At 55.6% G+C, this 13690-nt stretch carries 11 protein-coding genes; all 11 read left to right on the top strand.

Annotation, left to right across the window (positions count from 1 at the left end):
• Positions 1–429 precede the first annotated feature (429 nt).
• Positions 430–1518 carry an aromatic ring-hydroxylating oxygenase subunit alpha gene (locus UYS_RS0204180; protein WP_016854243.1) on the top strand — a complete coding sequence of 363 codons (1089 nt, stop codon included), beginning with the start codon at positions 430–432 and terminating at the stop codon, positions 1516–1518.
• Positions 1511–3001: an aldehyde dehydrogenase family protein gene (locus UYS_RS0204175; protein ID WP_016854242.1), complete on the top strand. Its 1491-nt coding sequence runs from the start codon at positions 1511–1513 to the stop codon at positions 2999–3001. Before UYS_RS0204180 ends, UYS_RS0204175 begins: the two co-directional genes overlap by 8 nt.
• A 179-nt stretch (positions 3002–3180) precedes the next feature.
• Complete coding sequence (locus tag UYS_RS17900; RefSeq protein WP_083868080.1) at positions 3181–4071, top strand: LysR substrate-binding domain-containing protein; 891 nt, start codon at positions 3181–3183, stop codon at positions 4069–4071.
• Positions 4072–4433: 362 nt separating this feature from the next.
• Positions 4434–5591, top strand: a complete 1158-nt coding sequence (locus UYS_RS0204165) for a CaiB/BaiF CoA transferase family protein (RefSeq protein ID WP_026068336.1) — start codon at positions 4434–4436, stop codon at positions 5589–5591.
• Positions 5584–6426: an HTD2 family dehydratase gene (locus UYS_RS0204160; RefSeq protein ID WP_016854239.1), complete on the top strand. Its 843-nt coding sequence runs from the start codon at positions 5584–5586 to the stop codon at positions 6424–6426. Before UYS_RS0204165 ends, UYS_RS0204160 begins: the two co-directional genes overlap by 8 nt.
• 9 nt (positions 6427–6435) lie before the next feature.
• Positions 6436–7815: an MmgE/PrpD family protein gene (locus UYS_RS16870; RefSeq protein WP_016854238.1), complete on the top strand. Its 1380-nt coding sequence runs from the start codon at positions 6436–6438 to the stop codon at positions 7813–7815.
• 16 nt (positions 7816–7831) lie between these two features.
• Positions 7832–8704 carry an HpcH/HpaI aldolase/citrate lyase family protein gene (locus UYS_RS16865; RefSeq protein WP_016854237.1) on the top strand — a complete coding sequence of 291 codons (873 nt, stop codon included), beginning with the start codon at positions 7832–7834 and terminating at the stop codon, positions 8702–8704.
• A gap of 62 nt (positions 8705–8766) precedes the next feature.
• On the top strand, positions 8767–9714 hold the full coding sequence (locus UYS_RS0204145) for a PDR/VanB family oxidoreductase (RefSeq protein WP_016854236.1): 948 nt from the start codon (positions 8767–8769) through the stop codon (positions 9712–9714).
• 88 nt (positions 9715–9802) lie between these two features.
• Complete coding sequence (locus UYS_RS0204140) at positions 9803–11887, top strand: BCCT family transporter (protein ID WP_156821539.1); 2085 nt, start codon at positions 9803–9805, stop codon at positions 11885–11887.
• Between the two features lie 74 nt (positions 11888–11961).
• Positions 11962–13071: a mandelate racemase/muconate lactonizing enzyme family protein gene (locus tag UYS_RS17895; protein WP_083868079.1), complete on the top strand. Its 1110-nt coding sequence runs from the start codon at positions 11962–11964 to the stop codon at positions 13069–13071.
• An 87-nt stretch (positions 13072–13158) separates the two neighbouring features.
• Positions 13159–13491 (top strand): BCCT family transporter, encoded by a 333-nt coding sequence (locus UYS_RS18375; protein ID WP_156821538.1) that lies wholly within the window; start codon positions 13159–13161, stop codon positions 13489–13491.
• Positions 13492–13690: the final 199 nt, after the last annotated feature.

The following is a 13690-nucleotide window of genomic DNA, read 5'->3' as shown; positions in this document are numbered from 1 at the left end:
TTTCTACATTCGTCAAGGGGGGAATGGTATACAGGGCCAGCGATTGAGTCAGAGACGAGAAAAATGGCACGCGCGTGGCTATCGAAATGAGGCCAATATCATCTTTCGTGATCTACCGGGTCGGCTGTAAGGGAGGATGTAAGCCGGATAAAGCGAATCTACTTGGAGTGACGAAGAATCTGTTCGTAACTCCTTGATATTATGCCATAGTCCCGCGAGCCGCGTGCGCTGCTGCCGATTTTAGGAATTCTCTGATGTTTAGGAAAATTTTACAATATGGAATGAAAATTTCAATTATCTAAACTGTTATGCCTTGCTATCGTGGCGTATGTCACAGCCAAACGTGCCTTGAGCGAGCGCCAATAATCAGCGCCTTGTTTAACAGCCAATTACAACGCTAAAACGTCAGATAGGAATGAGGTATCCATAGTGAGCAGCCAGCCCATTCGCGCCCTTGAGCCCAAGTACTACACCGATCCCGCCTACTTCGAGAAAGAGCGGCAAACCCTGCTGGCGTCGACATGGCAGTATGCCGGTCATGTCTCGCAGATTCCTAACAGTGGCGACTACTTCCGGCTGGAGATCGCTGGAGAGAGCCTGTTCTGCGCTCGCGGCAAGAAAGGTGAAATCCGCACCTTCTATAACGTCTGCCAACATCGCGGCCACGAAATCGTGACTCACGAGTCTGGCAATACCCGTATGCTGGTCTGCCCTTATCACAGCTGGTCCTATGACCTTGATGGACGACTCCGCAATGGCCCGAACCTGGATGCGGTGAAAGGCCTCGACAAAGGTAGTATCTGCCTGCCTCGAGTCCGGACCGAGGAGTTCTGCGGCTTCATCTTCGTCAACCTAGACTCGGATGCCAAGTCGATGGATGAGGTGTTCCCCGGCGTGCGTGAAGAGCTACGGGAATTCGTGCCGCATATCGACGAGCTGGCACCCCTCGAATACGTTGCCATCGAGGAAGACTGCAACTGGAAGATCTCTGTGGAGAACTACTCGGAGTGCTACCACTGTTCCGCCAACCATCACACCTTCGTCGATGGCGTCATCAAGCCTGAGACTTACCGGATCAGTCACGTGGGCTACACCCTTCAGCACACCACCCAGTGCCAGAATCTGGATCGAATGAGTTATCCGATCGATCCGGAGTCGAATTCCCGTGCCACGCAGTACAAGTCCTGGTTCTTGTGGCCTGGCTTCTCGTTCCAGGTCTATCCGGGCAATGTGCTCAATACCTACCACTGGCGGCCCATGGCGGTGGACAAGGTCATGGTGTATCGGGGCTGGTACACCATCGGCGGAGAAGAGTCCGATGTCATTCGCGGCCTGGCCGAACAGGACCGCGATACCACCGTGGCGGAGGATGTTCGCCTGGTAGAGTCGGTCCAGCGAGGCCTTAAGAGTCGTGGTTACCAGGGAGGACCTCTGGTCGTCGACCCTGCAGAGGGCGTCATGTCGGAGCACTCGATCGTGGCCATTAATAACTGGGTACGGGAGACTGTCGATGCTTGACTTTACCACCACTACGCAGGAGGAAGTCACTCAGGTGCTGCCGCATAACCATTGGCCCAACTTTATCGACGGTTACTGGCAGAGCGGTGGCAGTAGCGTGCCGGTCTTCAACCCGGGTACTGGTCAACAGATCGCCACTCAGGCCTGCGCCTCAGCGCACCATGTAGATCGCGCGGTACGCGCGGCGCAGCGTTGCCATCAGGAAGGGGATTTCCGCCATCTGGCGCCAGTGGAGCGTGGTCGGCTGGTGCAGCGTATGGGGCAGCACCTACTCGAGCATCTCGACGAGATCGCCAATGTCCTGTGCCTCGACGCGGGCAAGCCACTGTGGGAGGCGCGCCTTGAGGTCGAAACTGCGGCACGATATTTCGAATACTACGGCAATCAGGCCGAGACCATGGAGGGGCGCTCAATCCCTCTGGGGGGGCAGTACTTCGACTTTACCGTGCATGAGCCTTATGGCGTGACTGCCCATATTATTCCATGGAACTATCCGCTGGAGATGACTGCAAGGTCAGTGTCGGCTGCGCTGGCCACCGGCAACACCTGTGTGGTGAAAACGCCGGAACTGGATCCGCTGGCGGCGGGGTATATCGCCCGTGCGGCCGAGCGTGTTGGGCTGCCGGCTGGTGCCCTGAATATCCTCTGCGGCTACGGTAGCGAAGCCGGTGCCGCGCTGTCCGCGCATCCGGACATCGATCAGTTGGTCTTCACCGGCTCGGTGCAGACCGGCATCGCCATCGCCACCGCCGCCGCACAGAATGTCGTGCCCTGCGTGCTTGAACTCGGCGGCAAGTCAGCTGCCGTGGTGTTCGATGACGCGGACCTGGAAGCGCTGGTGAGCGACGTGCGCTGGGGTATCTACTTCAATGCTGGCCAGGTCTGCTCCGCGATGTCGCGTTTGATCGTCCACGAGTCGATCTACGAAGAGGTGGTCAATCGTGTGGCGGAGATGGCCAAGGCGCTCGAAGTGGGCCCTGGCATGGAGTTTCCGGAGTTTGGTCCGAACATGGGCGCGATGATATCGGAAGCTCAGCGAGACAAGGCGGAAGCCATGTGCCAAGGAGCCCAACATCAAGGTGCCCGGCTGGTGGCCGGCGGGACGCGGCTCGATCGCGATGGCTATTTCCTGGCGCCGACGGTGATTGCCGATGTCACCGCGGAGATGGAAATCGCCCAGCAGGAGGTGTTCGGACCGGTGGTGGCGGTGCTCAAGTTCCGCACCGAAGATGAGGCCATTGCGCTGGCCAATGGCACCGATTACGGCTTGGTCGGAGGAGTCTATTCCGCCGACATCAACCGCGCCATGCGCGTCTCCCGCGATATTCGAGCGGGTCAGGTATTTGTCAACGAGTGGTATGCGGGTGGTGTGGAAACGCCCTTCGGTGGATTCGGAAAATCCGGCTATGGTCGCGAAAAAGGCCGAGAAGCACTACTCAACTATGTGCAGACTAAGAATGTGGGCATAGCCATCAAGGGTTGACCGGATCTCCAGCGTAGGCGAGTGCCGGCAGGTGTTCGGGTTTTAGGAGAACGCCTGCCGATCTTGTGCCGTGGCCTGAAAGATGACGTGGCTTTGAAAGAAATGCTCCTGTCGGACTATCCATTATTGTAGAATATATTACCATTCGTCGAGGCCCTCTATCCCTACTGGCACCCTACATGTACAAGCTTCCCCCGCTATCTTCTATCCGTGCCTTCGAGGCAGTTGCACGCTTGGGAAGCGTGCGTCAGGCTGCTGATGAACTTTTCGTTACCCCACCTGCGGTGAGTCACCAAGTGGCAAAACTGGAGGAATATCTTGGTTCGCCTTTGTTCATACGCAAGGGGCGATCCTTACTGCTGACGGAAGTGGCTCGAGACTACTTGACCGAGATCCGCCCCAGTCTCCAAGCAATCAGTCGGGCAACGGCCACGGCGTCACATAAGAAGAGTCGGGAAACCCTTACCATTTCAGCGCCTCCGACCTTGACGGCCAAGTGGTTAATGCCGCGGCTATCGGATTTTTTTCAGTCTTATCCGCAATATGATGTACGACTGATTGATCGGATGACTTTGGATGCCAAGGAGCGTGAGATCGATGTCGCCATTGAGTATCGCTTCGATGCTGACTCTGCCTTTATTAGCCGGCAAGTACTCGATGATGACATCGTTGCCTTAGCCAATCCTGACTATGCGAGACGGTATGATCTGACCAGTTTGGATGCCTTGCGCGGTCTGACGTTGATCGAAACCGAGAGGCGTTTGAACTCATGGAGGTCTATCCTTTCCGATTTTTCTTGGCTCCCTGACCAACGCTTCCTTGCCGTTGGCTACTCGCTCCATGCCTTTGAGGCCGCCGCATATGGGCTAGGGGTTGCCTTGGGTAATCGAATCAACGCCGAGGGTATGCTGGCAAGTGGACAGTTATGTGTTCCGTTTGCCATCGATGAAAGATATCTACCTCCATTGCCCAAGTACTTCTTGAGTATTCCTCCACAGAAAGAGCGCTGGGCGCGTGTCGCGGCTTTTGTCGAGTGGTTCGACAGAGACCCCGTCAACGATTTGTTTTAATTGCCCTTCGTTTCTTGCCATCTGAATGCCCCTCCTAGATTCGACTGATCGCCTCTCGCTTGCCTTGACTCCCTCCTAAACCCAGGAATGAGGCGATGTAGAACTTGGCTGCCCGCTGAAGGGACGCTCTCCTGCTAGAGCCTATGGCACCGAGTGTCCATGCTGTATGCATGATAATGAGCTGTTTTCGATTCATATGGCTCGTCCCTTGAGTCTGCGATCTCGCTGTAAAAAATTGCTTTTCAAACTGCATAGAAAAAATCAATTTATTTTCCTGTCGCCACCCCCAAGAATCGGAAGGAACCGAGTCAGTTATTGTCCTGCGTCTGTTGATTTCTTGTAGCCGATGATGAGGGGGTTATATGCAACCTTTGGAAGGTATTCTGGTCGTGTCGATTGAACAGGCATTGGCGGCACCTTTGTGTACTTCACGCCTGGCGGAAGCCGGTGCCAGAGTGATTAAGGTTGAGCGTGCTGAAGGAGATTTTGCTCGTGGTTACGACCAGGCGGCCGATGGTGCCAGCTCGTATTTTACCTGGACGAACCAGGGAAAGGATTCGGTTGTGCTCAACTTTCGCGAGCCAGAAGACGCCGAACTGCTCGAGAACCTCATCGCAAAAGCGGATGTTTTTATTCAGAACCTTGCGCCAGGCGCCATGGCAAGAGCCGGATTCGATTCAAAAGACTTGCGTCGAAAATATCCTCAGCTGATCACCTTGGATATTACCGGGTATGGCGAAAGCGATGCCGTCAAGCACCTCAAAGCTTATGACTTTTTGATCCAGGCCGAATCCGGCCTGACCGGCATCAGCGGTGGTGTGAACGAAATGGGCCGTATCGGGGTTTCTATCTGCGATATTGGGGCGGGAATGACAGCACACGCAGCCGTTCTCGAGGCATTGATTCAGCGCTCCGTTAGTGGTCATGGCGCCGCCCTGGCAGTGTCCCTGTTCGATGTGGCGGCAGACTGGATGAGCGTGCCGTTGATTCATGAGGAATATGGCAATGGTGCCCCCAAGCGGGTGGGGCTGCAGCACCCGAGTATGGCGCCCTATGGCGCTTTTCAAACCCAGGATGGTGGCCTGACGATCATTTCAGTTCAAAACGATCGTGAATGGGCCAGATTCTGCGTCGACGTCCTCGAGGACGCGACTGTCGCGGAAGATCCTCGATTTTCCTCCAATAATCAGAGAGTGCGCCATCGCGAGGCCCTTGAGGCAATGATCGCAGCGGTCACCGCGCCGCTGACGCAGGAACAGTTCAAGGCGCGCCTGTCGAAGGCTGGCATCGCTTTCGGGGGCGTCAATAGCGTCGCCGAGCTGGCCAGCCATCCCGCGCTTCGCCGTCGAACTGTCGGCACCGACAACGGCGAAGTCATTAGCATCCCGGAGTCCCCAGTCCGTTGGCTGGATCACGAACGGCCGAGCCAGGTGCGCCATGCACCAGCCGTTGGCGCCGATACCTCACGCGTTCGTCAGGAATTCGCCTCGTCACACAAGAAGGAAGCTAGCCATGTCTAACCTGAACGTCGCCGATTGGCTGGGCCACAGCGAGATCTTCGAGGACCAGCTACGGGCCAACCCGGCTCGGTTCATGCAAGCTACGCTGGATCGTCCACAAAGTCTCCGGGCCGGGGATCCCCTGCCGCCGTTATGGCACTGGTTGTACTTTCTCGAAGCCAAACCGGCCGGCGAACTGGGTCGCGATGGTCATCCTCACAAGGGTGGTTTCCTGCCGCCGGTCGCCCTGCCGAGGCGCATGTGGGCCGGTGGTCGCTTTACCTTCCACGCCCCCCTGCAGCTGGGTAAAGAGGCGCGCAAGGTCTCCAGTATCCACAACATCGTTCATAAGGAAGGGCGCTCCGGCCCGCTATGCTTCGTCACCGTTCTGCACGAGATCTACGCCGGTGAGACTCTGGCCTGGACCGAGGAGCAGGACATCGTCTACCGCGAGGATCCATCACCGGATGCCCCGACGCCCCAGCCGTTGGTCGCCCCGAATGACGCCGATATCGTCGAAAGTGTGTCTCCGACCCAGGTCATGCTGTTTCGATATTCGGCCCTAACCTTCAACGGCCACCGCATCCACTACGACGTCGATTACGCCCGGGACGTCGAGGGCTACGAAGGCCTGGTGTTCCATGGTCCTCTGACCGCCACCCTGCTGGTCGATCTGGCAACTCGAACCTTCGGACGTCAGCCTCGGCGTTTCAGTTTCAAGGGGCTGGCACCGCTGACCGCTAACCATGACATCAAGCTCGAAGCCCGGCGTGAAGGCACCACCATGAAGCTATGGGCGCGCCGCCATGATGATGCCCTGGCCATGAAGGCCGAGGCCGATTTCTCCGAGGCCTGAGGAGTGAACATGTCGCAGTCTGCATTTTCCGAACGGCTCAGTGCCTGGGCGACAGCCGAGGTGCTTGACGTCGGCGCCCAGGCGTATGAAAGCGCTCGAACCAGCCTAATCGACACCCTGGCCTGCATGTACCTGGGAACGTCCATGCCCCAGCCCCGAGCCGTGGTGGCCGCGCTGGATGCCTCGGGCGATACAGGGCCGTCCGTGCCGGTGGGGGGCGGTGTGGGGCGCACCCTCACCGGTGCCGCCCTGGTCAACGGTGCTCGTGCCCATGCGCTGGATTTCGACGACTACGAGCTGTCCGGTTCCAGCCATGCCAGCGGACCCATCTTCAGCGCGCTATTCAGCCTCGCCTCGGCGCGGGGGCTGTCCATTCACCAGGTCTGCGAAGCCTGGTTGGTCGGTCATGAGACCGTCGTCCAGATGGGCCGCGCGCTGGGCTATGGTCATTACGACAAGGGCTGGCATTCCACGCTGACGCTGGGCCCGATCGGCGTCGCGGCGGCGGCAGGACGGGCGCTATCGCTGAGTCAGGCACAGATGGCTAACGCCATGGCGCTGGCTTCCAGCTCTGCGGCAGGCTCACTGCGCCAGACGGGCTCGCATGCCAAGGCAATCCATGAGGGACTCGCCGCCCAAGCCGGGCTGCAGGCCGCGCTGATGGCGCAGCGCGGCGCGACCGCCAACACGGTGATCTGGGACATTGCATCAGGCTTTGCCTCCCTCTACGGCACCGATAGTTCGCCCGGCTTCGACGCGGCCATCGCCGATGCCGAGTTGGGTCTGGGGACCGAGCGTTTCCCGGTGATTCGCAAGTTGTGGCCGAGCTGTGCCTATACCCAGCGTCCCATTGCCGGTGCCGAGGCCGTCGCCGCACAGCTACTGGATGAAGAGAAGATTACCCGCGTGCGTTACCACATGCCGCGTCCTTTCCACCAAGTGGCCCGGTTCGATATTCCCGGCAACGATGCGGAAGCTCGGTTCTCGGTGCCTTACTGTCTTGCAGCGGGGCTACTGAGTGGTCACGTCACTCCAGACGATTTCGAGCCGGCGGCGTTCAATGATCCGGCCCGCCAGGCTCTGGCCGCCAAGGTCGAGCTGGAACTCTACGAGCTGCCCCCGGGGCATAGTGGCGACATCGGGCCGACGAGCCCGGAATTCCTGATCGTTACCCTCTCCAGTGGTCGAGTACTAGAGCGCGAGGAGCGGGCAGTACCCGGTGGCGCCGACCTGCCGATGACCGAAACCCAGCTGCTGCAGAAGGTCAGCGACTGTGGCCTGTCCGTCGATGAGGCGCAGTCCCTGCTCCGAGCGGACTCGGCCGAGGCCTTGACCCGCTGTGCGCTATTCACCTCCACAGCCCCGTTCACCGGGCATAACGCGGCCTGAGCGAAGGAGGCTTGCCATGACCACACCCCTGATGCGTTCGCTGTTATATGTGCCGGGGCATAACGCCAAGCTGGTGGCCAAGGCCGTCGCTGGTGATGCCGATGTGATCGTCCTAGACCTGGAAGACGCAGTGCCGCCGGAGACCAAGCCAACAGCTCGTAGCGTGCTGGCCGAACATTGCGCGGCCGTCCAGGCCGCCGGGAAGCTCGCCGCGGTGCGGGTCAATGCGCCCGAGGAACTGCTGGCGCAGGACCTGCCGGCAGTGCAGGAGGCCTGTGCCGACTGCGTCATCCTGCCGAAAGTGGAGTCGAGGGCCGACGTGGCAGGCGTCGCCGACCGCCTGGAAGGCACGGGCAGCTTCCTGATCGGACTGATCGAGACCCCGTCGGGGCTGCTCAACGTGGACGCGATTGCGGCAGCGCACCCGCGGCTTCGGGCTCTGAGCCTGGGATCGGAAGACCTGGCCTTCGAGATGCAGATGACGCCCTGCTGGGACAGCCTGCTGGTACCCAGCATGCAGATCAACATCGCCTGCAAGACTGCCGGTATCGATCTGCTGGGGTACGTTGCCAGCATCGCCGAGTTCCGTGACCTGACCGTGTTCGAGAACCATGTGATGCGATCCGTGCCGCTAGGGTTTGCCGGCGGGTTCGCCATTCACCCGGCTCAGGTAGCCGTTTTGAATCGCGCCTTTTCCCCCAGCGCGGCCGAGATCGACCATGCCCGTCGCGTGGTAGCCGAGTTCTTCGACGCCAAGGGAGCAGCCGTTGGTGCCATCTCCGTGGATGGCAAGATGATCGATTTACCGGTAGCTCGCCGGGCCCAGCGGATGCTTGAGCGCCAGGCGCTGATTACCGAGCGACAGCTCAAGCATGATCCGATCGCCTAACCCCAATGCGACGCTGAGTGTCGCGTCTATCCGAATAAGCCTGTCAAACGAGGTGTGTAGTGATGATTGATACGGTTCGTGGTCGCCTGGTCAAGAAAGAACCCTTGAGCAGCGACATCTGCAGCTTCACCTTTGAATCCATCGGTAGTGGGTTCACCGGACTAGAGGCGGGCAGCCATGTCGATGTCGTCTTGGGACCGGAGCTCATCAGGAACTATTCGGTCTGGGAATGGGGGGAGGGGGGCGACTACTTATCGGTCGCCGTGAAGCGGGAAGATGACGGCCGTGGTGGCTCCATCGCCATGCACGAACTGGCCGTGGGAGCCGAGGTTAAGCTCGGGGGCCCGCGCAACAACTTTCCGATCGTGTCGGACAGCCAGCCCATCGTCCTGATAGGGGGGGGGATAGGCATTACTCCGATCTATGCCATGGCTTGTGCCCTGCAGCAGGCCGGCCGTGATTTCGAGGTCTATTACCTGGTCCGCAGCCATGAAATGGCCGCCTTCGATCCGATGTTCAAGAAGCTTGAGCTCGGTGATTGCTACCACCTGCATTGTGATGATACCGATGGTTTCGTGGATTTCGGCGATCTGATCGGTGCGCATCCTGCAGAGACGCACTACTACGTCTGTGGACCAGAGGCCCTGCTGGAGATAATTCGCAAGGCGAGTGCGGATCATGAGCGGGGCACCGTGTTCTTCGAGCGGTTCTCCCCGGTCAACGAGGAGCGATCAAACCCGAACTCTGCCTTCGAGGTGATTATTCACTCATCACAAGAGATTATTCGTGTGATGGAAGATCAAAGTATTCTCTCTGCACTCAGGGATAGAGGGTATACGGTTGATTTTAGCTGCTCGAACGGGCTCTGTGGCTCCTGCATCACCGATGTGTTGGAAGGAGAGATTGATCATCGTGACAGCGTTCTCGATGATGAAGAACGCGATAGTGGTGATTGCATGTGTATTTGCGTTTCTCGAGCAATATCTGGTCGGTTAGTACTGGATCTATAATGTGATTATTTTAATCCATTTTCATTATTTTTGACGAAGGCTGGGTTTAATTCTTCGATAAGAATATAACTACAATAGGATGAAGTAGATGAGACTAAGGCAAAACAGGCTTTCCGAAGGTATGAATAAGAATGTATTTTTTGGCTCGGTAGTGGTGGCATTCTTTATTACTATGTTTGCACTGCTTTCTCCGGAAAAAGCCTCTAGTACCTTCACGAGCTTACAGAGTTTTATAGTCGAATATGGCAGCTGGTACTATATTCTGATGGGAGGCTTCATCTTCCTGCTCTGTATCTATCTGGGGCTTTCTCGCTACGGCGATATCAAGTTGGGGCCCGATCATTCGGAACCAGACTATAGCCGTCTGACGTGGTTCTCCATGCTGTTCTCTGCTGGCCTCGGCATCGCCTTGGTGTTCTATGGCGTGGCTGAACCGATCATGCATTTTCTCAATCCGCCAGGTATGGTTGGCGGTACCGCTGAGGCGGCAAAGGAAGCGCTGAATATCACCATCTTCCACTGGGGCCTGCATGCCTGGGCGATCTATGTCGCCATCGCGCTGATCTTGTCGATCTATTGCTACCGTCATGGCTTGCCGCTGCTGGTACGGTCGGTGTTGTACCCGATCATCGGCGACCGGATTTACGGCCGTATCGGCGATGTCGTCGATATTTTTGCTATCTGCGGAACCCTGTTCGGTGTCGCCACCTCGATGGGGTTTGGCGCCATGCAGCTCAATGCCGGCGTGCATCAGAACTTTTCGTTCATCCCCGATTCATTGGTGGTACAGGGGATTTTGATCGCGTCGCTCACGTTGCTTGCTACCTTGTCGGTCATTTCCGGTCTCGATAAGGGAATCAAGCTTCTCTCCAATATCAACATGAGCCTGGCAGTGTTGTTGATGCTCTTCGTGCTGATGGCTGGAAATACCGTTCCAGTACTGGGCATGTTGGTCCAGAATATTGGTGAATATCTCAACAGTCTGATGTCCAAGACCTTCAATCTGTATGCTTATGAGAAGACTGACTGGATAGGTGGTTGGACCGTATTCTACTGGGCTTGGTGGTTCGCTTGGTGCCCCTTCGTCGGCATGTTCATCGCCAGGATATCTCGTGGACGCACCATACGTGAATTCGTCTTTGGCGTTCTTTTCATTCCGACCGGCTTTGTCGCCTTGTGGATGTCTATTTTTGGCAACAATGCCATTAGTCTCATCTTGAACAGCGGAATGACAGAAATCGGTGAACAAGTCAGCAACAACGTACCAGTCGCTCTCTTCGTGTTTCTTGAACAACTGCCGTTCAGTCAGATTACACCTTTTATTGCCTTGTTCTTGATCGTGGTCTTCTTCGTTACCTCGGCAGACTCTGGATCTTTGGTCATGAATATCCTGAGTTGCAATGGCACCGATAATCCGCCGACCTGGATGCGTGTTTTTTGGACATTTACAGTGGGCTTGGTGGCATTTGTCTTGCTCTATGCCGGTGGCCTTAACGCCTTGCAGACCATGACGATCGTTTCGGCACTTCCGGTTAGTATTATTCTGATGTTCGCCATTTATGGGCTTTTCAAGGTGCTCTTTGTGGATCAGTTGAAGCAAGCGGTCAAGCAGCTTCCTGCTCCCAGCCCACTGGTGCAAATGAGTGACTGGCGGACCCGGCTACGCAGCATCGGTCACTTTCCTACCGAGCATGAAGCGCGTTGCCATTTGAATGAACACGTCGTTGATGCTCTTTCTTCCGTGGCGGAAGAGATCGAGAGTAGCCTAAAAGGTCACTCTGTCAGGACAGAGGTTGTTCACGAAGAGGATTATGCCGAGCTCATTATCCAGAACGGTGGCGATTATGATTTTCTTTACTCGGTCCACCTTGTTGAACGTGCGATTCCGGTAAATGTAAATAGTGGAGATTCCGGTAGGGCGAGCTATTTCTCCAACGAGGTCCATCTGATGGAAGGCGGCCAGGATTATGATGTCATGGGCTTGGGAGAGGAAAGTTTGATCAACGACATCTTGAATCAGTATGACAAGCATGTCCGTTTTCTTCGTAACATCGGTGAGGCATTCGTTGGCCCTGAAAAAACCGATGCCAGTAATGCTCCCCGTGGCTATTCAAAAAGCATGAATAAGGCAACGGGGTATCATCATCCGGATAAGGATGTGTTGGTTGGTTAACAGATTTCCCTTTTTATAATAACAAGGTTTGTTTTTTGAGAAGGATTTTTTCGGATACGGGGCAGGAGATGAGTATGAGCTATATTAAAGCGATAACTATATGGAAGGTTAATCTTGCTAGTCATGTTCCCTACTATATGGCTGGGGGGAAAACTTGTGATAGCGTTCCCTCTATCATCATACGTATTGATACGGATGACGGCTTGAGTGGTTGGGGGGAGGTATGCCCGATCCCCCATTATTTACCGGCATACGCCGACGGTGTGCTACCGGCCATAACCGAACTTGCTCCTTCACTGCTGGGTGATGATCCCGTGGGTCCGGAACGTCTTCTTGCCAAACTTGATAAGCAGCTAATTGGCCATCCTTATGCTAAATCAGCACTAGATATCGCCCTATGGGATATTACGGCAAAATCTGCTGGTATGCCGTTATATCAACTGCTTGGGGGGCTTCAAACGGAGAAATTGCCGCTATATTTATCAATCACCTGTACTGCTCCAGAAACGATGGCGAACATGGCTCGCGAATATTATTCAGCTGGTATTCGTCAGTTCCAGGTAAAGCTGGGTGCAGATAATAACTGGCGTCAGGATGTCGAGCGTCTTATCGCTGTACGTGATGCAGTTGGTGAAGGTCCACTGGTTTATGGTGACTGGAACTGTGGTGCCTCACAGCTTGATGCCACTCGTGCAGCTCGAGCCGTATCACACCTCGATATCATGATCGAACAACCCTGTGAAACCATGGAAAGCTGCGATGCTGTGCGCCAGGCATCTGGACTTACTATGAAGCTTGATGAAAATGTTCATGACATTCATAGCTTGTTAAAGGGTTATCAGCTTGGTTGCATGGATGCAGCCGCTATCAAACTATCAAAGTTTGGTGGGTTAAGCCCAGCACGTCGGGCCCGAGATCTATGTGCTTCGCTGGGCACCAAAATGGTGATTGAAGATACTTGGGGAAGTGATATCGCAACGACCGCTGCGCTTCATCTGGCAACGGCTACAGACGAGAAATATATACTTAATGTTTGCAATCTGGCAGATTACGTCAGTCCCCGCTTGGAGCCAAGAAGCTATACAGTGAAGGAAGGCGTAGTATCAGTCAGTTCACGTCCTGGCCTTGGTGTGTCCCCCGAACCTGAAGCCCTTGGTCGGCCGCTGGCAGAGTTTACCCTTTGATTAATAAATAGGAGGCATTTGTGTTCTGCCTGCCTTAGTGGTGGGCAGCTTAAACATTGTTGACGAAAAACAAGCGAGGTCTATGCTGTGAGAGAAAAACAAGACTTTTTGATTCCGGATGGTGAGGCAAATGTTATTGAAACCGATTATAAGATAGGGCGAGATAACGTTAATAAGCGCGTCGGTTTCGTCAATGTCGATGTACACAATCGGGTTTTTGTTATATCCAGCATCATGATCGTGTTGTTTGTTTTCTTCACGATCGTTTTTCAAGGCGAGGTTGAGCCTCTCTTCGTCAATGCGAGGAAGTGGCTGACGAATGAGCTGGATAGCTTTTTCATCGGTGCCGCTAATATCTTTCTCTTGGTTTGTATGATTATCGTGGTCTCTCCGCTGTCTAAAGTCAGGCTAAGTGCCTGATCTGAAGTTTTCGTGTAGTATAGATATTTGGATCACTGACACGGATGAACCCATGGCAAGGCGCCGCTTCGTTGCCTCTCTCACTGAATCTGAAAAGCAAACACTGACCTCTGCCTATCACCATGGTGAGAAGCGCCCCCCCCCCGGGGGCGCCCCATCCCACCCCGCTGAGGGAACAGGGCCAAAAAAAAACCAAAAC

The sequence above is a fragment of the Halomonas smyrnensis AAD6 genome (assembly GCF_000265245.1).
Lineage (GTDB): Bacteria > Pseudomonadota > Gammaproteobacteria > Pseudomonadales > Halomonadaceae > Halomonas > Halomonas smyrnensis.
Note: the sequence above shows the minus strand (reverse complement) of the source record. Positions and strands in the feature narration are given on the sequence as shown.

Bases quoted from the DNA above. Each gene is read 5' to 3' on its own strand.
- UYS_RS0204175 (WP_016854242.1), top strand. From the start codon at position 1,511: ATGCTTGACTTTACCACCACTACGCAGGAGGAAGTCACTCAGGTGCTG.
- UYS_RS17900 (WP_083868080.1), top strand. From the start codon at position 3,181: ATGTACAAGCTTCCCCCGCTATCTTCTATCCGTGCCTTCGAGGCAGTT.
- UYS_RS0204165 (WP_026068336.1), top strand. From the start codon at position 4,434: ATGCAACCTTTGGAAGGTATTCTGGTCGTGTCGATTGAACAGGCATTG.
- UYS_RS0204160 (WP_016854239.1), top strand. From the start codon at position 5,584: ATGTCTAACCTGAACGTCGCCGATTGGCTGGGCCACAGCGAGATCTTC.
- UYS_RS16870 (WP_016854238.1), top strand. From the start codon at position 6,436: ATGTCGCAGTCTGCATTTTCCGAACGGCTCAGTGCCTGGGCGACAGCC.
- UYS_RS16865 (WP_016854237.1), top strand. From the start codon at position 7,832: ATGACCACACCCCTGATGCGTTCGCTGTTATATGTGCCGGGGCATAAC.
- UYS_RS0204145 (WP_016854236.1), top strand. From the start codon at position 8,767: ATGATTGATACGGTTCGTGGTCGCCTGGTCAAGAAAGAACCCTTGAGC.
- UYS_RS0204140 (WP_156821539.1), top strand. From the start codon at position 9,803: ATGAGACTAAGGCAAAACAGGCTTTCCGAAGGTATGAATAAGAATGTA.
- UYS_RS17895 (WP_083868079.1), top strand. From the start codon at position 11,962: ATGAGCTATATTAAAGCGATAACTATATGGAAGGTTAATCTTGCTAGT.